We start from the raw sequence: 22,783 nt of genomic DNA on the forward strand, positions 1-22,783 counted from the left end.
TTCCTTCAGACCCCACCGTTGGCCAGTGACGCCCTTGCCATTCAGATTATCTTCCCCTTAGTCAGGGTAATAAGGCATCTTTCAGCCTATCGGGTTTGCCAGCTTCGCTGGGCAAACAAAAAAGCGAGTACTTTTACAATACTCGCTTTCAAATTAATAAATCTAGACTCTAGTTAGCTGCATTACTCTTGAAAGTAAGTGCCCCAACCGTCGTACTCAACTTCGCATTCTACGGCTAGTTGCGCTAGCTTATCAACGTCTTCCATAATTACGTCTACGTCTAGCTCAGCTTCTACTACTATGTCGAAGCTCCAAATTTTGCTGCCGTCTTCAAGCTCAAGCTCTGCTGGCTCTTCAACATCGTAGCCTAGTTTAAAAGCAGCCAATGCTGCTTGCTCTAGCTTAGGGAAGTCTTCACATACAAAATGGTGTTCTACTTCATAAAGTATTTCAGGATCTGATCCATCTTCAAGTAGTGAACTTACGATGTCTTCACTTATTTCACGCCAGTTTTCCATTATTTATCTCTCACTTGAGCATCTAATTCAGTTATTTTAGCAGCCATAATGCTATGCACGCTTTTAGCATGCTCACGCGCGCTAGTGTTTTTATCAAGCGATATAGGCGCTAACATTTCGATGTGAATTGTACCATTATCCCAACGATTTAGCTTAATGGTTTTATGTGTTGTATTCATACATACTGGAATCATGGGTACATCTGCGCTCATTGCGGTGTGAAACGCGCCAGTTTTAAACGGCAATAAACCTCTTCCGTAACTTCGTGTACCTTCAGGAAACATCCATACAGATAAGCCATTCTTCTTAATTTTTTCGGCTGCTTTTGAAATAGTTCCCGCCGCTTTGGAGCGATTAGATCTGTCTATTAATATATTACCCGACAACCAGTAAAGCTGACCAAAAAACGGAATCCACTTTAAGCTTTTTTTACCTAAACTTACGCAATTTTTTGGCACCATTGCTGGCACTGTAAATAAGTCGTAGCTATTTTGATGATTAGCAACATAAACCGCAGGACCTGGATCAACGGCATCTTTATGACGTGTTAAAACTAACTTAACGCCAATCATTTTAGCCATTGAGCCAAACCAACCCGCTATTATATGTACATTATTAGGATGAAATGGTCTTACAATCGAAAGTAACAAACCAAAAATACAACTGAATAATATAAACAGCAGCATAATAAAAACGCGTATGACAGCTAGCAAATGGGCTTCTCCAAAAATCAATTATGATTATTATAGCGTTATTTTGTGACACAAACGAGTCAATAGCGCACAAGTGTACGCTGAAATATTTAAGCTGCTTGTTTTAATATTGCTTTAAAATGGTTTTAAAACAAAAACGGCCTGCAAATGCAGACCGTTTTTATTTGTACAAAAGAAGTCATTCGCTACTCTTCGCTAACAACTTCTTTTGGTTCATCATCTTGAGGTGTTAACTCAACAACTACTTCGTCAACACGCTGTAAGCCACGTGGTAGTTTATTACCCCTACGCCCTCGCTCACCATGATAATGCTCTAAATCACTTGGTTTAAGTGTTAGTTTACGCTTACCAGCATGAAGCGTAACACTGCTTCCTAGTGGCACAACAGCAAGCACTTTTACAAACTCTTCACGGGCTTGTACTTTAGCACCCGGTATAGAAATGATTTTATTACCTTTACCCTTACCTAATTTTGGTAAGTCACGTAGCGGGAATAAAAGCATTCGGCCTTCGTTAGAAATAGCCATACAGTAATCGCTAGCAACATCGTTCACTCTAATAGGCGAAAGTAATATTCCACCCTTAGGGACACTTACCAACGCTTTACCATTTTTATTTTTACTAACTAAGTCTTTAAAGTCGGTAATAAAGCCGTAACCTGCATCTGACGCCATAAGCAATACTTGCTCGTCTTCACTCATTACCACGTGCTCAAAATTAGCACCTGGTGTTAAGTTAAAGCGACCTGTCATTGGCTCCCCTTGGCTACGCGCCGAAGGTAGACTGTGCGCATCGGTTGCAAACGCCCGCCCTGCTGAATCTAAAAATACTGCAGGTTGATTACTCTTACCACGAGCCGAGGCTCTAAAGCCATCACCTGAGCGATAATTTAAGCCTTGTACATCTAAGTCATGACCTTTACCAACGCGTGCCCAGCCTTTGTCTGATAGCACAACAGTAACTGACTCTGATGGAATTAAATCTTTTTCGTTAAGTGCTTTTGCTTCTGAGCGCTCAATCACTGGTGAGCGGCGATCGTCACCATACATTTCAGCGGCTTCTTGAATTTCTTTTTTAAGCAGTGTCGACATACGACGCTCAGAACCCAAAATTTGCGCTAATTTATCACGCTCTTTGGCTAGTTCATCTTGCTCACCACGAATTTTAAACTCTTCAAGTTTTGCTAAATGACGAAGTTTTAATTCTAAAATTGCTTCTGCTTGCGTATCGGTTAAATCAAAGCGCTCCATTAATACAGGCTTTGGTTTATCTTCGCTGCGGATGATTTCAATTACTTCATCAATATTTAAAAAGGCGGCTAATAAACCCTCTAAAATATGTAGGCGCGCTAATACTTTATCTAAACGATACTGTAAACGACGACGCACTGTTTCGCGTCTAAATGTTAGCCACTCACTTAAAATACAGCGTAAGTCTTTAACTTGCGGGCGACCATCTAGGCCTAACATGTTTAAGTTTACGCGGTAGTTTTTTTCAAGGTCGGTAGTTGCAAATAAATGAGCCATTAATGGCTCAGCTTTAATGCGGTTTGAGCGCGGGATAATTACAATGCGTGTCGGATTTTCGTGATCTGACTCGTCACGTAAATCGGCAATCATTGGTAATTTTTTAGCGTTCATTTGCGCTGCAATTTGCTCAAGCACTTTACCACCAGAACATTGATGCGGCAGTGCTGTAATGACAATATCGCCATGCTCTTCGGTGTAAACCGCACGCATTTTGATAGACCCACGACCGGTTTTATATATTTTATGAATATCGGCTTTTGGGGTAATTATTTCAGCATCTGTTGGGTAATCTGGTGCATGTACAAGCTCAAGTAATTCTTCAAGCTCTGTTTTTGGTTTATCAAGTAATAAACAACATGCGCTAGCCACTTCACGTACGTTATGTGGCGGAATATCAGTTGCCATACCTACGGCAATACCCGTTATACCGTTGAGTAAAATATGCGGTAAACGAGAAGGCAGTACAACAGGTTCATCCATTGTGCCATCAAAGTTTGGTGTCCAGTCGACGGTGCCTTGACCAAGCTCTTTAAGCAGTACTTCTGAAAACTTAGATAAACGCGCTTCGGTATAACGCATTGCTGCAAACGATTTAGGGTCATCTGCCGCACCCCAGTTTCCTTGTCCATCTACCAAAGGGTAGCGGTAAGAAAACGGCTGCGCCATTAATACCATCGCTTCGTAACATGCACTATCGCCGTGTGGATGGTACTTACCGAGTACGTCACCCACTGTACGGGCTGATTTTTTGTACTTGGCATTAGCAGATAAACCCAGTTCGCTCATCGCATAAATAATACGACGCTGTACTGGTTTTAAGCCATCACCTACATGCGGCAAAGCACGGTCCATAATTACGTACATGGAATAATTTAAATAGGCGTCTTCGGTAAAGCGCCCCATTGTTTGTTGCTCAATTCCTTGCATTAGCAAGGTATCTGTATCACTCATTAAAGCTTACCTAGTTTTTCTTATAGCTTACACGGTAGATTACGTTGGCGTAATCATCGCTTACTAACAGACTGCCGTCACCTAATTCTGCAAATGCAACAGGGCGTCCAAATGTTGTTTCGTCTTTCATAAAGCCAGTAATAAATGGCGTATATTTAGTTACGCGACCTACTTCAATTGTTGCTAGCCCTACTTTATAACCTGACTTTTTAGAACGGTTCCATGAGCCATGTTCAGCAACAAATAATTGTTGCTTATAGCTTGCTGGAAATTGCTTACCGTTATAAAAATGAATACCTAATGGCGCTACATGCGCAGGGAGTGCAAGTGCTGGTGACGTATAATCGGCAATGTTTTTACCTTCACCAAACTCAGGGTCAATAATTGCGCCAGCATGAACATACGGAAAACCAAAATGCTCCCCTTCTTGCGTTGCACGATTTAACTCATCAGGCGGAATATCATCGCCCATCATGTCGCGACCGTTATCACTAAACCATAGTGCTTGAGTAGCTGGATGAAAATCAAAACCCACTGTATTTCTCACGCCCTTGGCTATTGTTTTTATTTGTTTTGTTTCTACATTAAGCGCAAAAATACGGCCAAAACGTTCATCTTCAGCACAAATATTACACGGTACACCCACCGGAATGATTAGCTCACCCGTTGGTGCAAAACGCAGAAATTTCCAACCATGATGACGCTCGCTCGGTAGCTTGTTATAGACCACATCAAACTTTGGGTCTTTTAATTGGGTATCAATGTTTTTAAAGCGAATAATACGATGTACTTCGCCTACATATAAATCGCCATCTTTAATTGCTATGCCAGAGGGCATATTAAGGCCTTTAGCCACAACAATTTTTTTATCTGCTACACCATCGCTATTATGATCAATAAGTGCATATACGTTGCCCGCTTTACGAGAACCTACATACACAATCCCTTTTTTTGAAACGGCTATTTGACGTGCATTTTCTACATCATTTGCAAATAAGCTAATTTCAAATCCCGGTGCTACGGTGAGCTTATCGAGTATATTTTTAGCTATTGCAGGAGCGCTAGTCAGCCCAAGTAACAGCAAACTTCCTAGTAATTTTTTCATTTTTCTCTCCTAGTGTTAGGCACAAGCAATTAAACGAGCGCCTTATTGCCATGATCTTCTAACCATTGACGACGATCAGGCGATCGTTTTTTAGCAAGTAGCATATCCATCATTTCCATGGTTTCTACTTCTTCATCAAGCGTAAGCTGCACTAAGCGTCGCGTATTAGGATCCATCGTGGTTTCACGAAGCTGTAACGGATTCATTTCACCCAGACCTTTGAATCGTTGTACGTTTACTTTTCCGCGTTTTTTCTCGGCTTCTATGCGCGCCAAAATAGCGGTTTTTTCTTCTTCATCAAGTGCGTAATAAACTTCTTTACCAATATCAATTCTAAATAATGGCGGCATTGCTACATATACATGCCCTGTTTTTACTAACTCTGGAAAATGACGAACAAACAGTGCACATAATAACGTCGCGATGTGTAGTCCATCCGAGTCAGCATCGGCCAATATACAAATTTTATTGTAGCGCAGTCCCGACATATCCGTTGACTCGGGATCAATACCCAATGCCACTGAAATATCGTGCACTTCTTGTGATGCGAGTATTTGGCCTGACTCAACTTCCCACGTATTTAAAATTTTACCACGTAGCGGCATAATTGCCTGAAATTCACGGTCTCGCGCTTGTTTAGCAGAGCCACCAGCAGAATCACCTTCCACTAAAAATAATTCGGTACGGTCGTTATCGGCCGCGCTACAATCTGTTAGTTTACCCGGTAAGGCAGGACCGGCAGTAACACGTTTACGCACTACTTTTTTAGCTGCACGCAAGCGAGTTTGCGCATTTGAAATACATAACTCAGCTAATAATTCTGCGGTATCTGTATGCTCATTTAGCCATAAACTAAACGAATCTTTTACAACCCCCGATACAAACGCAGAACATGAGCGTGATGATAGTTTTTCTTTTGTTTGACCGGCAAATTGAGGGTCTTGCATTTTAACCGACAACACGTAACTACAACGATCCCAAATGTCATCAGGAGTTAATTTCACACCACGAGGGAGTAAGTTTCTAAACTCACAAAATTCACGCATTGCTTCAAGCAAGCCTTGGCGTAAACCATTTACATGCGTACCGCCTTGCGCGGTAGGAATAAGGTTTACGTAGCTTTCAGCTATTGATTCACCACCTTCTGGTAGCCATACAACAGCCCAGTCAGCGCCTTCAATTGAACTTTTAAACTCGCCTACAAATGGGTCTTGCGGTAATGTTTCAAAACCTTTAATTGCTTCAACTAAATAATCTTTTAAGCCTGTTTCGTAAAACCATTCTTGGGTTTCTTTTGTTTGCTTATTAACAAACTTAATTCGCAGTCCTGGACACAAAACTGCTTTGGCTTTTAATAAATGATTAAGTTTGGTAATTGAGTAGTTTGGTGAATCAAAGTAGCTAACATCCGCCCAAAAACGAACCGTAGTGCCGGTGTTACGTTTACCCACTGTACCAATTACATTTAAGTCTTCTACTTTATCGCCGCTTTCAAATGCCATTCTGTATTGTTGAGCATCGCGTCTTACTGTTACTTCTACACGCGTAGATAACGCATTTACTACCGAAATACCTACGCCGTGTAAACCGCCCGAAAACTGATAGTTTTTGTTGGAAAACTTACCACCGGCGTGTAGCTTAGTGAAGATCAATTCAACCCCAGGGATACCTTCTTCTGGGTGAATATCAATAGGCATACCGCGCCCATCATCGCTTACTTCAAGCGAATTGTCTTCGTGGAGTATTACGTCGATACGGGTAGCATGGCCAGCCATAGCTTCATCGACACTGTTGTCGATAACCTCTTGACCTAAATGATTTGGGCGTACGGTATCGGTGTACATCCCTGGGCGTCTTTTTACCGGATCTAATCCATTAAGTACTTCAATGGCTTCGGCGTTATAATTTTGATCACTCATAGTTTTTGTCTTTATATCCGCTAAGGCTCTAATACGTTTTACTAGTTTTATTGTTATATGCGCTAAAGCGTTAATATAGTAACTAACCTTTGTTCAGGTTAACTAGTTTTACGTGATTTTAAGAAAATCTACAATACTTGCAAAGGTGCGTTCAAATTCAACGTAGCTATGATCGCCACCAAATTCTATCAATTGCTTACATTGTGAATAATATTTTACCGCGTGTTGAAAATTCAACACTTCATCGCCTGTTTGCTGTAATAAGTACAGTAACTCAGGGTGTGCTAATTTATCTACAGCGAGTAATTTAAGTGCCTCAATATGACTGTTATTTAAGTCGTAATGATAATCTTGATACGGATTATAATTAGGCCCAAGTAACGACTGTAATAAATTATAGGGTGCGACCGCGGGATTAATGACCACTGCAGGAATTTGATAACGCTGCGATAAATACGTGGCAAAAAAACCACCTAACGAGCTACCTAATAAAACGGTATTTGGCGTTAGTAATTGCTCAAGCTCAATTATAGCTTGTAGGGGCTCGTGGTTTAAGCTCGGTACACAATAATCAACGTCATAGTTTGCCATAAGCTCACCAAAGCGCACAGCTTTATATGATTTTTGTGAACTATTAAAGCCATGAATATAAATTACGCGTTTAGCCATACCACTTCCGTTTTTACTTCTACTTTATCTTTTTTACTGTTTATATTGATAATTCTGTAAGCTGGGCCCGCATTTTTTTGCTCCCACTGTGAAGTGTGCTTTACAAACTGTATTGAGCTGGCTGGGGTCGCGTATATGGGCAACCCTCTAAAGCTTTGCTGGTAATCATTATGTACATGACCATGAAAAAGCGCAGATACATTATTACTATTAACTAAAATATTTAAAAGCTGTGGACCATTTTCTAATAAGTGCTTATCAAGATAGCCATTTATTGGCAGCGGATTATGATGGCAAAAGATAACTTTACTATTATTCGAGTTGACTAAAGTATCAGTTATTTCATCTAAATGCGCGCCAGTAACCCATCCTGCGGGTGTAGGCCCTTTAGAATTAATAAGAAGCAGCTCAACCCCGTTAGCAATAATATGTTTAGCCGAATTTATTTTTCCGCCACTTATGCGATTAAGCATTACTAGTTCATCATGATTACCTGGTACCCAAAATACAGGGCAAGTGATGTCACTGGCATTTATAAGTTCACTAAATAATAAGTACGATTCGAAACTATGGTCTTGTGTTAAATCACCACCAAAAATTACGCAATCTACTGGCTGCTCAGCGATGTGTGCCAAAGCTTGTTCAAAATGAGCTGCAGTATTTGCATTAAAATATTCACCATTTTTATCTGCAAATAAATGGCTGTCGGTAATATGCGCAATGCACAAAGATGATTTATCAAATGTATATGTATCATCAAACCAAGCCATTATTTACATCCCAATTTAATGTTGCTTGCCCGTGCTCTACACAGGCCACTAACCAGTCGTATAAAAAAGCATTAAGTTGATACTTTTCATCTTTTTGATGCATTTTAGGATTGGGGTATCCGTACGATGGTTTTATGCGTTGATGATAATCGTGATGAATTATTTCAGCTACTTTCGCATCATGATACAAGCGAGCCGTTAAATACAGCGGCGCTATCCCTTTAACCATTCCTGTTAGCTGCTTAATTGAAATATCCATAGTGTATTTTGCGCTGCCATCAATTTTTGTAGCAAATTCACTGTTGCCAAGTTTTACTTCACGAATGCTTCCTATATTGCGCTCGCTCGGTAACAACTTTAATAGTCGCACATAGTTATGCTCACAAAGTGTTAAATACTTTGGGAGGTTTTGAATATATCGATTTGTTGCTAATTGTGCTGTCAAAGTTCCGCCATAATATTAGTAAGAGTTTATGCCCATTTACTTGCCATTTTTTCGCGATTTAGCGCAAGCCACTGCATACAAATAACCGTTGCCGCATTATCTATTTCACCGTTATTGAGGCGCATTAGCGCATCATCAACCGATAAAATATGAGTTTTTATATCCTCTCCTTCAGTTTCAAGACCATATACACCTGATTCTACTTGGCTTAAATCAGCACGTGCTAAATATAAGTGTAAGCGCTCAGTTGTTCCACCTGGGCTTGATAGGTATGAGAGCATAAATTCAAGCTCGGTTAATTCAAGCCCTGCTTCTTCATACGCTTCTTTTTTTACAACAGATTCGTAATCCGTACTGCCGTCTGTCATTCCGGCTATACATTCTAGTAGCCACGGCGAATGCTTACTTTTAATAGCGCCAATACGTATTTGCTCAATCAAAAGAACAGTATCTGATATTGGGTCGTAAGGCAGTACTGCAATGGCATCGCCACGTTCTAATATTTCGCGGCTAATTACTTTAGATTTTCCACCTGCGAAAAGAGCATGTTCAAACTGGTATAAATCAACCTGAAAAAAACCTTTATAAAGGTTTTTAATTGGCTTTAAATCCACATCTTTATGTGTAAATTGAACGAGCTTTTTATCAACCATGTACTTACTTCCTACTTATCTAAAGTTTTAAAATGCGTTAATATATTCTGTTACACTTGAACATACTGTTTTACTAATTATTTTTTTTGTTATGCAGTAAAACAGGTTAACATGCTTTTAGTACAAAAATTGTCTAAGGACCGAACCCCACATGAAAAAGAACATTCTTGCGGCGCTAGTTAGTTTATCATGCGCACTAGGTGCAACAGCAGTGAAAGCTGAAGATTTACTACAAGTTTTTGAAATAGCGACAGCTAACGATCCTACTGTTTTAAAAGCCAAAGCCCAAGCTGATGCACAGTCTTACCAAAGCGATTTGGCGATGAGTGCACTACTACCTCAAATTGGTTTAACCATGGGTTATACAAAAAGCGATGCAACGTCGTACCAAAGCGTTGGCGACTTATCTAACCAAGTGAAAGTTGAAAGTGACACAGACCAATTCTCTCGTGGTGTAAGTTTAAGCCAAACATTATTTGATTTAGGTGCCTGGAATACGTTAGATATTGCCGACAAGCAAGCACTTCAAGCAAGCGGCCTATACGATGCAGCTAAACAAAACTTAATTGTACGCGTTGCTGAGGGTTATTTTAACGTATTAAGTGCCAGCGATAACCTTGAATTTGTTGAAGCTGAAAAACGTGCAATTGAACGTCAGCTTGAGCAAACAAAACAACGTTATGCGGTAGGCTTAACAGCAATTACAGACGTACACGAAGCGCAAGCTCAGTTTGATAACTCGGTAGCTCAAGAAATTATTGCAGGTAATGCTGTAGAAACAGCACGCGAGCAGCTTCGTGAGATTACAGGTAAATACCACGAAAAATTAGATTTTTTAAATACAGATACTTTCTCAACAACTAAACCAACTAAGCGCTCAAGCGACTTTGTTAAAGTAGCTGAAGATAAAAATATCAACCTGCAGGTGTCTAAAGTAACGGTTGATATTGCAAAAGATCAAATTGAATTAGCAAAAGCAGGCCATTATCCAAAACTAACTCTAAGTGCAAATTATGGTGACTCTCTTACAGACACTCAAATAAATGGCGCTAATTTTGATGATCAACCACGTTCAGACTCAAGCTCTGTTGGGCTTAACTTTAGCGTGCCTTTGTATTCAGGTGGTGCAACAGTTGCTGCAACAAACCAAGCCCGTGCGTTTTACGTATCAGCGAGCCAAGATTATGAAACAAATTACCGCGCAGTCACTCGCACAGTAATTACATCTTATAATCAAGTTGTTTCAGATATTGCGACTTATAAAGCGCTAGAGCAAGCGGTTGTTTCAGCTCAAAGTGCCCTTAAAGCAACTGAAGCTGGTTTTGAAGTAGGTACTCGTACCATTGTTGACGTACTCGTGAGTACGCAAAATTTATACGATGCAAAACGTAACCTTGCTGATGTGCGTTACCGTTATGTGTTATCTACCCTTCGCTTAAAACAAGCAGCGGGTACACTAACAAGTGAAGATTTAGTTGCTATAAACCAAGGTTTAAAATCAGCTTAACTTTTACAGCTAAACATAATATAAATTTATTCAAAGCCAGCATTTAGCTGGCTTTTTGTATTTCACAGCGCTTAGCGTTAAACTATCGTTTTTATTCTCAGAGAGATTTTTGTGGTCACTTCTTCTCCTTTTAAAGCATCTTTTTTAGGCCCTCGATACTGGTTAACGTGGGTTGGCGTTTTATTTTTATATTTGATTTCTTGGTTGCCACAAAAACTACAGTTGGCGATGGGAAAACAGCTTGGTCGCTTAGTTCATAAATTTATGAAACGCCGTCGCCATATTGCAGAAGTTAACATTAAATTATGTTTTCCTGATATGAGCGCAGCAGATCAAAAAGATCTTGTACTAAAAAATATGGAAAATACCGGCATTGCTATGGTTGAGACTGGTATGGCCTGGTGGTGGCCGCAGTGGCGAGTTGAAAGTGTATATGGTTCAATCAAAGGTCTAGAACACTTTGAGCGTGTACAAGCATCTGGTAAAGGTATTTTATTACTTGTCCCCCATATCTTGCATCTTGAAATGGCTAGTCGTGTGATGGGATTGAAATGCCAAGGCTTAGGCTTTTATCGCCCTCACAACAACGCACTAATGGAATACTTTACAACTAATGGCCGTCTTCGTTCTAACGAATACTTAATTGGCCGAAAAGATGTAAAAGGTTTGCTTAAATCATTAAAAAATAAAAAAGTATGCTATTACTTACCCGATCAAGATTACGGCCGTAACCGCTGTGAATTTGTCCCATTTTACGCAGTTCCCGACACTGCAACGACAACAGGTACTCTTATGTTTGCTGGCAGTAAAAACTGCGAAACTATGAGTTTAATCTCGCGCCGTGACGAAAATGGTAAGTACCATTTAGAGGTAGTACCTGAGCTTGAAAACTTCCCAAGTGGTGATGACAAGGCTGATGTAACACGGGTTAATCAACGCGTAGAGCTATGTATAAATGCAGCTCCAGAGCAATACATGTGGCTGCACCGTCGCTTTAAAACTCGACCGGATAAAAATACGCCTTCTTTTTACAAAAAGTAATGGTATAACAATAATAGGAACAAATAAGGTGGGTAATAATCATGTGGTTTTGGATTAGACATATATCATTTGCAGCCGTGCTAATAGCACTCGCCGTATACTTTTTAGTGGGTGATGGTTCTGTATTTGATATTAAAAAATCTAAAAATGCAGCCGCCGAAGGATTATCACGCTTTTACTCCTCCATTCGTAACCAAGTAAAAAGTAATAAAGAACGAGATCAATTTGTTTTAAAACTTAAAACACCAGAACAAACCTTGGATAGAGTATTGGCTGAACGTGCGCGAACAGTAGATCCAATGCCTACAAATTGGACTGGAGAGGTTGAACCTAGGCGCTTTGAAAATGGCACAACTCTTAAAGATGTACTTAATCAATATGCTAAAAACGAGGGGATTGAGCTTTACTGGTACTTAAGTAAAGATTACGTAGTTAAAGATCATTTTAGAGTAGACAGTAACTTTACTTCAGCACTGTACCAAATTGGACGCGCTATAAATGATGATTTTGAGCATGAGGTTTATACTTACTTTTGCTATAAACAAAGAGCAGCGGTTATTACCGAGTTACCATCAGAATTTGTACGTACAAACTGTTTAAAACTAAAGGTTTAAGGGTTTAAGGGTTTACACGTACATAGACCCAAGCAAGCGCTTGGGTTTTCAATTCAATTCAATTCAATTCAATTCAATTCAAAAATACTATTCCAAATATTAGTTACGTTAGTAATATCTTGTAAAAACGTTTCTCGCGGGATCAATTTGCCTTTTTGCTCCAAGCTCAACACGTGATAACACGAGCGATAATCAATATACGCTTTTATCAACTGCTGCTTTTGCTCTTTAGTAATACAACCTATATTTGCCGCATCCGTTAATATCCTTACGTTATCTGAGTAAACTGTAAGCTGTTCAAACTCGTTTGCGTGTTTAAGTACTAAATATTGCGTAATAAACTCAATATCAGCCATACCACCAACATCTTGTTTTAAATCAAATTGCTCAGTATTTCCTTTCGCTAAATGGTCGCGCATTTTTTCGCGCATTTTTATTACATCTGCTTTTAAGACTGTATGATCGCGCTGTTGGCAAAGTATATTTTTACGAATTTGTGAAAAACGATCTATGAGATCGTTTTGCCCCAAAATCAACCGTGCCCGCACAAGTGCTTGATGTTCCCACGTCCATGCTTGAGTTTGCTGATAGTGATTAAAGCTCTCTAGATTGATAGCCAGTAAACCTGATGCACCTTCAGGGCGTAATCGCGTATCAAGCTCATACAAAATCCCCGATGCAGTACGAGTATTAAATAAATGCATTAAGCGCTGAGCGAGTTTTAAATAAAACTGGCGAGAATCTATCGGTTTTTCACCATTGGTTTGGCTTGAGCCATCATGATTATGCACAAACACCAAATCTAAATCTGAGTCATACCCCACTTCCAAGCCGCCCGTTTTACCATATGCAATAACAGCAAAGCCTTTGTTTTCATCATCAGTGCCAGGTGGCATACCAAAACGCTTAACAGTGTTATGCCATGCAATATTAACGGCTTGGTCAACAATCACCTCTGCCAGTACGGTTAAATGATCGCTTACTTTCATTACGTCAAGAACACCGGTTGCATCGGCGGCAGCAATTCGTAATTGATGAGTTTGCTTAAATTGCCTAAGCGACTCCATTTGCAGTTCTAAATCGTCATGCTCTATTCGTAAAAAATACTGTCTTATTTCATCTTTATACGCTGTGAGCGGGGTCGGCTTATAAAGAACTGCGGGGTCTATTAGTTCATCAAGTAATATGGGGTAGCGAGAAATATGCTCCCCTATCCATTTGCTATGACAACACAGTAAAACAAGTTGCTTTAATGCACCTTGGTTTTCGTAAAGCAATTCTAAATAGGCAGTACGCGAAATTATCTTATTAAAAATTTGGCAAACCATTGTGAAAGCTGCTTCACCGGCATTAAAGTCATTTAATTGATTTAGTAAAACAGGCATTAACTTATCAAGAGTGTCACGCCCTCGGTTACCTATATTTACCTTAGACAGCCTTAATTTAAAATCGTTAAGGGGTGCTTGCCATTCATCTCTGGCCTCTTTTAAAAAGCTCACATCACCATGATCCCAAGCACTAATAAATGCGCCTTCACAGGTATCAAGTGGCACGGTTTCCTCGCCAATCACAAGTGCAAACTCACCGTTAACTTGTTTCATCACCTTTTCTATAGTGTTTAAAGTGGCAGAAAAATCAGCTTGTTCTAATAATAAATTTAAGCGCTGCTGATTCAATTCATCATCAGGGAGTGTTTGCGTTTGCTGATCGTCAAATATTTGAAGGTACTGCTCAACTTTACGTAAATAAAGGTAATTGCGCCTCAGCTCGCTTGCTTCTTGCTCATCTATAACTTGGTTAAGTGCCAACTCATTTAATGCTTTGAGTAAAGATTGGGTTTGTAAATTAGCCTCTCGCCCACCTCTTACCATTTGCAGGGCTTGCACTATAAATTCAACTTCACGAATACCACCAGCGCCTAGTTTTATATTATTAGTTAAGCGTTTACGGCGAACCTCTTGTGCAATCATTAACTTCATTTTACGCAAGGATTCAATCACCGAAAAATCAATATACCGGCGGTAAACAAACGGCTTTAAAAGCTTAATAAATTCATCCCAATACTTATTAGGAGTGCCAATTAAGCGCCCTTTTAACATGGCGTAGCGTTCCCAGTCGCGCCCTTGTTCTTGGTAGTAATCTTCAATGGCATTAAAGCTCATAACCAAAGGGCCGCTTTCGCCAAACGGGCGTAGGCGCATATCAACTCTAAATACTTGCCCATCACCGGTGGCTTGGTTAAGTGCTGCAATCAGTTTTTGTGCAACTTTGGTATAAAACACTTGGGCCTCAAGGCTTCTGCGGCCACCTTGGGTTTTTGTGCTGCGCGGATACGCAAAAATAAGATCAATATCAGAGGAATAATTTAGCTCCTGTCCGCCAAGCTTCCCCATCCCCAATACCATTAGCGGCATTGCTTGGTTTTGCTCATCAAGCGGTTCACCATTTACTTTTGCCACCTGTGCATGCGCCCATTGGTTGGCGCTATTAATTAGCATGTCAGCCAGTTGGCTTATATAATTAATACTATCGGCAATGGGGTTATTACAGCATAAATCTAAAAAGGCGACTTTAAGCCAGTACTTTTCACGATATTGACGAAGTACTTTATGGCACTGTGCTTCATCAAGGTCAGCTAAATTCAGGTTTTTAAAAGGAGAATCTATTACTCTATTTTGTATTTCGTCTTTGCATAATAGCCAGGTATTTAAATCAGGTTGTGACTCTAAACTGCGCCAAGCAAAGTCGCTTAATGCTAATAACCTTACAACTTCACTTTGTTTACTTTGCTGCGGGTATAACTGTTCAAAGCGCATCAAGCCAAGTTTTTGTAATTGAATAGGAAGTTGCTTTACGTTACTCATCAATCCTCTCTTTTATATCATCAATAACCGTACTAGAATGATTAAAACCTAGAAAGGTTAACTTAATTAGGATCACCATGTCATATTTGTCTTTATCTAACACTAGTTTTATTGCGATTGCCATTAGTTTTGCGGTTATTTGCATAACTATTTTTTGTTTACGAGTTGTCACTCAAATCAAAGCAAAACAAGCGCTTAAAGATGAGTTAGCGCAACACGACAACTTTGCCATGGGTATTAGTTTTGCATCTGAAATATCGGTTGTTATAGCCACTATAGCCTTTTTATTTGACGAAATAAGCGTAAGCACTGCACAGTCAAACCCGTTAAAAGTGTTAATTATTATTGTTCTCTTATTCACTTTTATAAAAGTGGGCCATTTAATTCACAGAAAATGGATACTCCACAGATTTAATGAAGAAGCTGCCATACTAAAACAAAATGTATGTGCTGCATTGGTAGACTCAGGAATGTTAATCGCTAACTGTATTATTGCTCTGGGCTTGTACACGTGGACGCACACGCAAGGGTTTAGCAACTTACTTATTGCTTGCGTTAGCTTTTTTACACTTCAGGGGATGTTTGCACTTGATAGTAAAATACGAGAATATCGTTTTGCCAAAGCAAACCAAGGCGCTTCGCTACAAAGTAACTTCAACTTAGAAAACACCTCTATAGGTATAAGATATGCTGGAAAATCAATCGGTTTAGCATTATCTGTGTACGCTGGTTTATCTAGCGCAGCATTTCAAAACGGTAAAATGGTTGAAAACATATTTACACTTGTAATGCATTGCGGTGTAATGTGGATACTACTTTACGGCTTAACGTATGTGATAAAAGTTATCTCTTTACCAAATATTGATACGGCTCTTGAAATAGACCATCAAGATAATATTGGGGTAGCATGCATAGAATTTGCTGTTTTTTGTGCTATTGGTTATTTACTTATTAGTATGTTTTCTCTTTAGACCTTTTTTACTGAAAATACAGCAATTAAAACGTCTGCATTTAAGTAATAATGGTAATTACTTAGATGCAACAAGGTCCTAGCTCTATGCCGCCTGAAATAACGAACTATTTGTTAATTGACATAGACAACGAATTTAGCCGCGCATTTGCCGAATACTATGTAAATAGTAATGGCATAACAAAAGCGAGTACACTTATTGCTGCAGGGAGTAATACCCGCCAATTAGTAAAAATGATGTTTGACGAGCTTATTAAAGACTATAGTTATTGCGATCTTGAAAACGAAATAAGCGTTTCTGAGTTAATTAATTATTTAAAAGATCATCACGATTTACACGGAGTCCTTTTCAATAGCACCGATTATTTACTCGCAAGTGATAAGCAGCGCTTTATTTATAACTCCTTACATGAAGAACGCTTTTTAATAAATCTTGATGATACAGGCTATACACTAAGCCGGGTTACCGACGAGACGTTAACGGAACCTTCGCAAAATCATCACGATATAGCACACACCCCACAAGATTTAATAGATCTCGCCGAACAACTTAATAAAAATAAATAATTGCGCACAGCCCCCAGCTTACTTACCATAGCAATATATATTTTACGCTATGTAGTAAGTGACGCCCTATGCGAGTTCCTCATATTTATCAAACATCGAGTATTGCCCTAAACACCCCTGTAACTTTAGATGACGATGCTGCAGGGCATATTGGCAGAGTGCTGCGCATGAAAGTAGGCGAGCATGTATCTATTTTTAATGGCGAAGGTGGCGAATACCTTAGTGAAATAATTGAGGTAACAAAAAAAACAGTCGTCGTAATGCCATTAGAACTTAACCCTCACGATGTAGAATCTCCACTTAAAATTCATTTAGGTCAGTGTGTATCCCGTGGTGATAAAATGGATTTTACAATTCAAAAGTCAGTTGAACTAGGTATTACCGAAATCACCCCTATTTTTAGTCAACGCTGTGGTGTGAAACTAATGGGCGATCGTCTTGAGAAAAAACACCAACAATGGCAAAAAATTGCAATTGCTGCGGCTGAGCAGTCAGGGCGTAATTTTGTGCCAATTATTCACCCACCTATAGATTTAAAACAATGGCTTGCACAACAAACCGATGCAATTAAGCTCACTCTTCACCCTCGTGCTGAGCACAGCATTAAAACTATTACGGTACCTAAAGATGGCGTACGCTTTTTAGTAGGCCCCGAAGGTGGCTTTACCGACGATGAAATGGCACTAACCAAACAACTAGAGTTTGTAGATATTCGCTTAGGCCCGCGCGTTTTAAGAACGGAAACAGCCGCTTTAACGGTCTTAAGTGCATTACAACTTCAATTTGGCGATTTAGCTAATTGAAATAACTAAAAGCACCCTCATATAAACAGTAACATTTATAGTAAGGCACAGCGCATGGCAATTAAGTTAGGTATTATTTCAGATCCTATTAGTGGATTTAACATCAAAAAAGACACCGGTTTTGCAATGATGATGCAAGCGCAAGAACGTGGCTACGAAATTTATTATATGGAGATGGACGATTTATCTCTTCGTAAAGGCAAGTCGTACGCTACAGCGTCTAAAGCGCAAGTGTTTAATAATGCAGAAAAATGGTATGAGCTTGAAGAAAAAGCCACTATAGCCCTTGCCGATCTTGACGTAATTTTAATGCGTAAAGACCCTCCTTTTGATACTGAATACATTTACGCGACGTATATTTTAGAGCGTGCTGAACAAGAAGGTACGTTAATAATTAACAAGCCACAAAGCCTTCGCGATGCTAACGAAAAGCTGTTTACAGCATGGTTTAGCGAGCATACGCCAGACACACTTGTTACACGTAGCCAAAAACAAATTCGTGAATTTTTAGCACAGCATAAAGACATTATTTTAAAGCCGCTTGATGGCATGGGTGGCGCATCTATCTTCCGCCTTAGAGAAGACGATGCCAACATTGGTGTAATTTGTGAAACGCTAACCGAGCACGGTAGCCGCTTTGCTATGGTGCAAAATTACATCCCAGAGATCAAACAAGGCGACAAGCGCGTATTGGTTATTGATGGCGAGGTTATTCCGTATTGTTTAGCGCGTATTCCACAAAATGGTGAGACACGCGGTAATTTAGCTGTTGGCGGTCGAGGCGAAGCGCGCCCACTTAGTGAATCTGATTTAAAAATTGCGCAAGCAGTTGCGCCAACGCTTAAAGAAAAAGGCTTAATATTTGTAGGTTTAGATATTATTGGCGATAAATTAACTGAAATTAACGTAACTGCACCAACGTGCGTACGCGAAATTGAAGCTGCTTATGATATTTCTATCACAGGTATTTTATTTGATGCAATTGAGCGTAAATTAGGTAAGTAATTACCACAATAAAAAGCCCATTAGTTTAAGCCTTTCATGCAATTAATGGGCTTTTTATGTCAATTTAAATAACTATGCCATACTCAAAGTTCATTAACTAAAAAGGGTGAAATCTATGCAGTCATTAGAAAATCATTTTTTAATCGCGATGCCGTCAATGCAAGACCCTTTTTTTAAACGTGCTGTTACCTATATTTGTGAGCACAATGAAGATGGGGCTATGGGCTTGGTAATAAACCAACCTATTGATGTTACTGTTGGCGAACTTTTAGATAAAATAGAAATTGATAACGACAAAACGCAAAACGCAGCAAAAGTAAGTGTGTTTGCAGGTGGACCCGTTAAAACTGACCGTGGTTTTGTACTGCACTCTCCCCAATCGGGTTATTCAGCAAGTCAAAAACTCAGTAGCGATATTATGATCACTACCTCAAAAGACGTTCTAGCAAACTTAACCACTGCACAAGCACCAGAGCAGTTTATTATTACACTTGGTTATTCAGGGTGGGAGCAAGGACAACTCGAACAAGAGTTACTTGATAACAGCTGGTTGATCATAGAAGCCGATCCGAAGATCATTTTTGATACCCCCGTTGAAAAACGATGGGAAAAAGCAGTTTCAATGTTGGGCTTTGATATTAGCCAACTCAGCCCTGAAGCTGGTCACGCATAATAGTAACTAACCCTTAGCAAACTTAAACAAGATACACATGACAAAAAAATCGCTTAAGCCGCAAGGCGAACGCACTGTAATGGGCTTTGACTTTGGCACCAAAAGTATTGGTATTGCTATTGGGCAAGAGTTAACCGGCAGTGCGTCTAGCCTTAAGGCTGTAAAAGCACAAGATGGCATTCCTAACTGGGACCATATCGCCGTACAAGTAGCCGAGTGGCAGCCTGACTTAATGGTTGTTGGTTTACCACTAAATATGGATGGAACATCACAAGAGGTTACCTTTAAAGCAAAAAAGTTTGCCAACAGATTGCATAATCATTATGGCATTCCTGTGCAAACACAGGATGAGCGCTTAACGACAGCGGATGCTAAAGCGCGACTTTTTGAAAGTGGCGGCTATAAAAACTTAGGTAAAGGTAACGTAGATAATATGTCTGCGGTTATTATTTTAGAAAGCTTTTTTGAATCTAGTTACGGTGAATAAACTGGCTATATAAACAACCCTTTATACAAATAAAAAAAGCGCCAATTGGCGCTTTTTTATTAATTACTTTTAAATTATTGATCGCTATTTTTATCATCAAGGCCATCAATAGTAACGCCCTGTAAAAAGCCCGCACCTTGTTGTTCGTTATTGCGCAGTTTTATCATTAAGCGTAAATCATTTGGCGAGTCAGCATGGTGCAGTGCATCAGCGTAGTTAATTCGCTGCTGTCTGTACAACTCAAATAACGCTTGGTCAAAGGTTTGCATGCCCATTTCTTTCGACTTAGCCATTGCCTCTTTAATTCCGCCAATATCACCATTTTTAATCAGTTCAGCGACCATTGGTGAGTTAAGCAATATTTCAATAGCTGCAACACGGCTTTCACCATCAGCAGTCGGCACTAATTGCTGAGCAACAATGGCACGTAAGTTAAGTGCTAAGTCGTACTTAAGCTTATCGTGTTTTTCTTTTGGTACTAAATGCATAATACGGTCAATCGCTTGGTTCGCATTATTAGCATGTAGTGTTGCAACACACAGGTGCCCGGTTTCAGCAAAGCTTAGGGCGTATTCCATGGTTTCTTGCGATCGAATTTCACCAATCAAAATAACATCTGGAGCTTGGCGTAATGAGCTTTTAAGTGCCGACTCAAAGCTTTCTGTATCAAGCCCTACTTCGCGCTGAGTAATAATACTTTTACGATGCTCATGAACAAACTCAATCGGATCTTCAATGGTCAGTATATGACCTCGTTGATTACGGTTTCGATAACCAATAAGTGCAGCTAGTGAGGTCGATTTACCCGTGCCTGTACCACCTACAAACAAGACAAGACCGCGTTTAGACATAATTACATCTGTCAGCGTAGACGGCAGACCTAAATCACTCACATCAGGAATTTGCGTCACAATACGGCGAATAACCATACCTGCTCTATCGCGCTGCCAAAAAGCAGAAATACGAAAACGCCCTTCGTCGGTAGCAATCGCAAAGTTACATTCTTTCGTTGTATGAAATTCTGCTTTTTGCTTTTCGCTCATTGCAGATTCTACTAACTCAAGCGATTGCTCATCAGTCAGTCTATCGTCACTGAGAGCTGTTAGTTCACCGTTTATTTTTGCACTTACAGGTAACTGACTCGATACAAATAGGTCAGAACCCTTTTTCTCAATCATTATGAGTAAAAAGTCGTTTAAAGATAAAGCCATAATAATTTCTTACCCACCAAATTGTGTTTTGTCTTGCGCTTTTTCTTTCGCTGCCGCATTTGTAACAATACCGTGATTAACTAAATTAGTTAAACACTGATCCATTGTTTGCATGCCCACAGACGCACCGGTTTGAATAGACGAATACATTTGTGCAATTTTATCTTCACGAATTAAGTTACGAATAGCAGGGACTGCAATCATAATTTCGTGTGCTGCAACTCGCCCACCACCAATTTTTTTAAGCAGTGTTTGTGAAATTACCGCACGTAAAGATTCAGATAACATTGAGCGCACCATAGCTTTTTCTTCACCTGGGAATACATCAATAATACGGTCAATAGTTTTTGGTGCAGAAGTAGTATGCAGCGTACCAAACACTAAGTGACCCGTTTCGGCAGCAGTCATTGCAAGACGAATTGTTTCTAAATCACGTAACTCACCCACAAGTATTACATCAGGGTCTTCACGCAATGCACTACGTAGCGCGTTTGAAAAGCTATGTGTATCGCGGTGAACTTCACGTTGGTTAATTAAACTTAATTTATTATCGTGAACAAACTCGATTGGATCTTCTATTGTTAGAATATGGTGATGTTTATTTTGATTTATATAATCGACCATAGCGGCAAGTGTTGTTGATTTACCAGAACCCGTTGGCCCTGTTACTAACACGAGTCCACGTGGGGTATCAGAGATTGTTTTAAAAATATCTGGCGCACCTAAATCATCAAGCGTTAACACTTCACTTGGTATGGTACGAAATACCGCAGCAGGCCCGCGATTAGAGTTAAACGCATTCACACGAAAACGTGCTAAATTAGGCACTTCAAACGAAAAATCCACTTCGAGGTTTTGTTCGTAGTCCTTGCGTTGATTATCGTTCATAATATCGTAAACCAGACTGTTTACGTCTTTGTCTGCAAGGGCTGGTATATTAATGCGGCGAACATCACCGTCTACGCGTATCATAGGTGAAACACCCGACGATAAATGTAAATCGGATGCTTTGTGTTGCACACTAAACGCTAATAATTCGGTAATATCCATTTATGACTCCACAACTAACTGATAAATATATGGTTACAATAGCAGAACGACTCACATCCGCCTACGCTAGAATTGCAGACGCGGCAAAAAACACACAGCGAAACACTAACGAAGTTACTCTACTAGCAGTGTCTAAAACTAAACCAAGCGAAGATATTATTGCAGCTTATGAGCATGGTCAGCGCGAATTTGGTGAATCTTATGTTCAAGAGGCTATAGATAAAATAGCTCAACTACAGTCATATAGCGACATCATTTGGCATTTCATTGGCCCTATTCAATCAAATAAAAGTGCATTAGTAGCTGCTAACTTTGATTGGGTGCAAAGTGTTGATCGCATAAAAATAGCAAAGCGATTAGATTCCCAGCGCCCAGACGATAAACCACCTCTTAATATACTTATTCAAGTAAATATAAGTAATGAGGAAGCAAAGTCAGGTTGCCGCCGTGATGAAATAGATGAACTTGCCAATTTTATTAACCAATGTGAGCACTTAACACTTCGAGGTTTAATGGCAATTCCCGCTAAAAGCGACAAACTGGATACGCAAATTCAATCTTTTGAGCAATTACAAACTTGCTTTGATAAACTAAAGACCCAATATCCTCAAGTAGATACTTTGTCGATGGGTATGAGTAACGATGTTGAAGCTGCCATTAGCGCAGGCTCAACCATGGTAAGGATCGGCACAGACATTTTTGGAACACGAACTTAAAAG

The 22,783-nt window shown here is 39.7% G+C and carries 22 protein-coding genes; 10 read left to right on the top strand and 12 right to left on the bottom strand.

Going from position 1 to position 22,783, the window contains the following annotated elements; genetic code table 11:
- Nucleotides 1–182 precede the first annotated feature (182 nt).
- The 9 genes from rraB to H4J63_RS12125 form a co-directional block, all read right to left on the bottom strand.
- Nucleotides 183–518 carry a ribonuclease E inhibitor RraB gene (gene rraB / locus H4J63_RS12085; protein WP_007376503.1) on the bottom strand — a complete coding sequence of 112 codons (336 nt, stop codon included), beginning with the start codon at nucleotides 516–518 and terminating at the stop codon, nucleotides 183–185.
- A complete protein-coding gene (locus H4J63_RS12090; protein WP_024596234.1) occupies nucleotides 518–1,231 on the bottom strand; it encodes a 1-acylglycerol-3-phosphate O-acyltransferase in 714 nt (237 codons plus the stop codon). Before H4J63_RS12090 ends, rraB begins: the two co-directional genes overlap by 1 nt.
- Before the next feature lie 185 nt (nucleotides 1,232–1,416).
- Nucleotides 1,417–3,711, bottom strand: a complete 2,295-nt coding sequence (gene parC, locus H4J63_RS12095; RefSeq protein ID WP_182196778.1) for a DNA topoisomerase IV subunit A — start codon at nucleotides 3,709–3,711, stop codon at nucleotides 1,417–1,419.
- Nucleotides 3,712–3,721: 10 nt separating this feature from the next.
- A complete protein-coding gene (locus H4J63_RS12100) occupies nucleotides 3,722–4,816 on the bottom strand; it encodes a sorbosone dehydrogenase family protein (protein WP_182196780.1) in 1,095 nt (364 codons plus the stop codon).
- A 29-nt stretch (nucleotides 4,817–4,845) separates the two neighbouring features.
- Nucleotides 4,846–6,735 (bottom strand): DNA topoisomerase IV subunit B, encoded by a 1,890-nt coding sequence (gene parE, locus H4J63_RS12105; protein WP_024596231.1) that lies wholly within the window; start codon nucleotides 6,733–6,735, stop codon nucleotides 4,846–4,848.
- A gap of 108 nt (nucleotides 6,736–6,843) precedes the next feature.
- Nucleotides 6,844–7,404, bottom strand: coding sequence for a YqiA/YcfP family alpha/beta fold hydrolase (locus H4J63_RS12110; RefSeq protein ID WP_024598881.1), 561 nt, complete (start codon nucleotides 7,402–7,404; stop codon nucleotides 6,844–6,846).
- On the bottom strand, nucleotides 7,389–8,174 hold the full coding sequence (locus tag H4J63_RS12115) for a metallophosphoesterase (protein WP_182196783.1): 786 nt from the start codon (nucleotides 8,172–8,174) through the stop codon (nucleotides 7,389–7,391). Before H4J63_RS12115 ends, H4J63_RS12110 begins: the two co-directional genes overlap by 16 nt.
- Complete coding sequence (locus tag H4J63_RS12120; RefSeq protein ID WP_024596230.1) at nucleotides 8,161–8,619, bottom strand: DUF1249 domain-containing protein; 459 nt, start codon at nucleotides 8,617–8,619, stop codon at nucleotides 8,161–8,163. Before H4J63_RS12120 ends, H4J63_RS12115 begins: the two co-directional genes overlap by 14 nt.
- Before the next feature lie 26 nt (nucleotides 8,620–8,645).
- Nucleotides 8,646–9,272, bottom strand: a complete 627-nt coding sequence (locus H4J63_RS12125) for an NUDIX domain-containing protein (RefSeq protein WP_024596229.1) — start codon at nucleotides 9,270–9,272, stop codon at nucleotides 8,646–8,648.
- Between the two features lie 151 nt (nucleotides 9,273–9,423).
- On the opposite strand from H4J63_RS12125, the gene tolC reads away from it, so the two are divergent.
- From tolC to H4J63_RS12140, 3 genes are all read left to right on the top strand, one after another.
- A complete protein-coding gene (gene tolC / locus H4J63_RS12130) occupies nucleotides 9,424–10,779 on the top strand; it encodes an outer membrane channel protein TolC (protein ID WP_024605069.1) in 1,356 nt (451 codons plus the stop codon).
- Nucleotides 10,780–10,890: 111 nt separating this feature from the next.
- The gene (gene lpxL, locus H4J63_RS12135; protein WP_024605070.1) at nucleotides 10,891–11,820 is read left to right on the top strand and encodes an LpxL/LpxP family Kdo(2)-lipid IV(A) lauroyl/palmitoleoyl acyltransferase; all 930 of its coding nucleotides are present in this window, start codon (nucleotides 10,891–10,893) and stop codon (nucleotides 11,818–11,820) included.
- 41 nt (nucleotides 11,821–11,861) lie between these two features.
- Complete coding sequence (locus H4J63_RS12140) at nucleotides 11,862–12,434, top strand: toxin co-regulated pilus biosynthesis Q family protein (RefSeq protein WP_182196785.1); 573 nt, start codon at nucleotides 11,862–11,864, stop codon at nucleotides 12,432–12,434.
- Nucleotides 12,435–12,502: 68 nt separating this feature from the next.
- Here the strand turns inward: H4J63_RS12140 and glnE are convergent, their stop codons facing one another.
- Nucleotides 12,503–15,298: a bifunctional [glutamate--ammonia ligase]-adenylyl-L-tyrosine phosphorylase/[glutamate--ammonia-ligase] adenylyltransferase gene (gene glnE, locus H4J63_RS12145; RefSeq protein ID WP_182196788.1), complete on the bottom strand. Its 2,796-nt coding sequence runs from the start codon at nucleotides 15,296–15,298 to the stop codon at nucleotides 12,503–12,505.
- A gap of 77 nt (nucleotides 15,299–15,375) precedes the next feature.
- Here glnE and H4J63_RS12150 point away from each other — a divergent pair, with 77 nt between their 5' ends.
- The 6 genes from H4J63_RS12150 to ruvX all read left to right on the top strand — a co-directional run bounded on the left by H4J63_RS12150 (nucleotide 15,376) and on the right by ruvX (nucleotide 19,803).
- Nucleotides 15,376–16,269, top strand: a complete 894-nt coding sequence (locus tag H4J63_RS12150) for a hypothetical protein (protein ID WP_182196812.1) — start codon at nucleotides 15,376–15,378, stop codon at nucleotides 16,267–16,269.
- Between the two features lie 65 nt (nucleotides 16,270–16,334).
- Nucleotides 16,335–16,835 carry a hypothetical protein gene (locus H4J63_RS12155; protein ID WP_082007357.1) on the top strand — a complete coding sequence of 167 codons (501 nt, stop codon included), beginning with the start codon at nucleotides 16,335–16,337 and terminating at the stop codon, nucleotides 16,833–16,835.
- Nucleotides 16,836–16,903: 68 nt separating this feature from the next.
- Nucleotides 16,904–17,638, top strand: a complete 735-nt coding sequence (rsmE, locus tag H4J63_RS12160) for a 16S rRNA (uracil(1498)-N(3))-methyltransferase (RefSeq protein ID WP_002961950.1) — start codon at nucleotides 16,904–16,906, stop codon at nucleotides 17,636–17,638.
- A gap of 54 nt (nucleotides 17,639–17,692) precedes the next feature.
- Nucleotides 17,693–18,643, top strand: a complete 951-nt coding sequence (gshB, locus tag H4J63_RS12165; RefSeq protein ID WP_182196814.1) for a glutathione synthase — start codon at nucleotides 17,693–17,695, stop codon at nucleotides 18,641–18,643.
- Between the two features lie 115 nt (nucleotides 18,644–18,758).
- Nucleotides 18,759–19,316: a YqgE/AlgH family protein gene (locus tag H4J63_RS12170; RefSeq protein WP_002961948.1), complete on the top strand. Its 558-nt coding sequence runs from the start codon at nucleotides 18,759–18,761 to the stop codon at nucleotides 19,314–19,316.
- A 37-nt stretch (nucleotides 19,317–19,353) separates the two neighbouring features.
- Nucleotides 19,354–19,803, top strand: a complete 450-nt coding sequence (gene ruvX / locus H4J63_RS12175) for a Holliday junction resolvase RuvX (RefSeq protein ID WP_002961947.1) — start codon at nucleotides 19,354–19,356, stop codon at nucleotides 19,801–19,803.
- 74 nt (nucleotides 19,804–19,877) lie between these two features.
- Here the strand turns inward: ruvX and H4J63_RS12180 are convergent, their stop codons facing one another.
- Together H4J63_RS12180 and H4J63_RS12185 are read right to left on the bottom strand one after the other, a co-directional pair.
- Nucleotides 19,878–21,014, bottom strand: coding sequence for a PilT/PilU family type 4a pilus ATPase (locus tag H4J63_RS12180; RefSeq protein WP_024596219.1), 1,137 nt, complete (start codon nucleotides 21,012–21,014; stop codon nucleotides 19,878–19,880).
- Between the two features lie 9 nt (nucleotides 21,015–21,023).
- Entirely contained in the window at nucleotides 21,024–22,064 is a 1,041-nt protein-coding gene (locus H4J63_RS12185) for a type IV pilus twitching motility protein PilT (RefSeq protein ID WP_039488318.1), read from the bottom strand.
- A 2-nt stretch (nucleotides 22,065–22,066) separates the two neighbouring features.
- Here H4J63_RS12185 and H4J63_RS12190 point away from each other — a divergent pair, with 2 nt between their 5' ends.
- The gene (locus H4J63_RS12190; protein WP_182196817.1) at nucleotides 22,067–22,780 is read left to right on the top strand and encodes a YggS family pyridoxal phosphate-dependent enzyme; all 714 of its coding nucleotides are present in this window, start codon (nucleotides 22,067–22,069) and stop codon (nucleotides 22,778–22,780) included.
- The last annotated feature ends 3 nt before the right edge of the window (nucleotides 22,781–22,783 follow it).

It is taken from the genome of Pseudoalteromonas sp. 5Ae-yellow, from assembly GCF_014077565.1.
In the GTDB taxonomy this organism is placed as follows: domain Bacteria; phylum Pseudomonadota; class Gammaproteobacteria; order Enterobacterales; family Alteromonadaceae; genus Pseudoalteromonas.